General features: G+C 35.3%; 3 protein-coding genes and 1 pseudogene. All 4 read right to left on the reverse strand.

The window, feature by feature from the left end; genetic code table 11:
* Positions 1 to 47: 47 nt before the first annotated feature.
* A pseudogene (locus tag L4C33_RS22155) lies at positions 48 to 191 on the reverse strand (adenylyl-sulfate kinase); the annotation flags it as partial.
* A gap of 166 nt (positions 192 to 357) precedes the next feature.
* On the reverse strand, positions 358 to 825 hold the full coding sequence (locus tag L4C33_RS22160; protein ID WP_428814540.1) for a glycosyltransferase: 468 nt from the start codon (positions 823 to 825) through the stop codon (positions 358 to 360).
* Complete coding sequence (locus tag L4C33_RS22165) at positions 822 to 1,268, reverse strand: hypothetical protein (protein WP_428814541.1); 447 nt, start codon at positions 1,266 to 1,268, stop codon at positions 822 to 824. The genes L4C33_RS22160 and L4C33_RS22165 overlap by 4 nt, the downstream gene beginning before the upstream one ends.
* A gap of 9 nt (positions 1,269 to 1,277) precedes the next feature.
* Positions 1,278 to 1,494: hypothetical protein (locus L4C33_RS22170; RefSeq protein WP_428814542.1), on the reverse strand; the 217-nt coding region annotated here is incomplete at its 5' end.

Raw genomic sequence — 1,494 nt, forward strand, 5'->3', positions numbered from 1 at the left:
AGCACTGATTGCAGTAAGTGCTCGATTTGATAACGGATAATTTATATCTAAATGATGCCACGTTCTTGAAGTGCATCAATAATTTGTTCAGCACATTTTTCGACTGAATATTCTGCTGTTTTCACATGAATTTCAGGGCTCACTGGCGCTTCGTAATCAGAACTAATACCAGTAAAATTCTTAATTTCGCCACTGCGCGCTTTTTATATAAGCTTTAGAATTCGCTATGATGCACAGTATTTAGCTTAATAGATTTATGGATGACAGGAGCAAGATGAGTTGAATAACTCAATGAGAAACACTGTGAACTACTCACATACATATTGATTCTTGCTGTTAAAATAACACTTCACAACCCTATAGGTAGCTATTTATATAATCAACTAAAGAAGCTCTTTCTGGTGTATTTAAGCCTAATGGTGGAACAAGGGAGTCAATATCATCTAATAGTTGATGTAACTCAGTTTCATTATTGGCGACATATACTCCCTGTACATTAGAAAATGAGGCTATCGTATCTAATTGATGATCATTACGATGCTCACCAAATTTGCTTAGCCTTGGAAATATTATAATTGTTTTTTTTAGGCGTAAACAATTAATAATAGAACCCATACCCGCATGAGAAACTATCACCTTTGCTTTACTAAATGCATTATTTATTTCATCTGGTGATAAAAATCTTTTGACCTCCATATACTCTGACTCGTAATTAGAATTACCAACTTGACTAACAACAACCTGACGTGTTGACTTCGCAAATGAGTCAACAAAAGATACTAACCGGTCAAAAGGAAATTGTGTTCCAACAGTGAGAAATATCATATTAACTTCCCCTGAAACTCTACTTCAGATCGCTCTGCAACCTCTTTCCATTGAGATACCACCACCACCCCAAGCTTTTTTGCCAGTTGAGCAGACAAAGATAGCTTTTTTGAATTAGCTATACTATCAATCCAAATTGTTTTAATACGTAAACATCTACTAAGAAAAGCTATGACTAATCCAGGTGCTGCACCGGTAGTCACCATAAGGTCAGGCTTTTCTTGAATTAGAACTCGCCAACCTTGAAACAACACTTTGAATACTTTATGACAATCATCACGACTAAAGTCGTCGATCTCAAAATATCTATCACAAACCATAAAAGATGGTTTAAAATCATAAGTTCCAATAACAACAGTTTCAACATCCGTTAAGCACTCTGCCAATAAGCTTAGTTGAACAAAATGACMGCCTGGCGAAGCCACTAATAATACTTTTTTCATATCTACTCCTTACGCACCAAAAAACTTTCTTATTGGCATCTTATAACGAATAACGTAATACACACCTACCAGAGATTTTCTTATACAAAAATATGCGTTCCAAGGGCTCCCCATGAAATTTTTCTTCAGTGCTCTAAACCCACCTTGGAAATAACGATAATTTAAGTGAGGCTCTTTATCTAGATGGCCAATAAGAGGAGAATTAATAAATAATGATTTAGTAGAC

The sequence above is a fragment of the Vibrio makurazakiensis genome (assembly GCF_050337375.1).
Lineage (GTDB): Bacteria > Pseudomonadota > Gammaproteobacteria > Enterobacterales > Vibrionaceae > Vibrio > Vibrio makurazakiensis.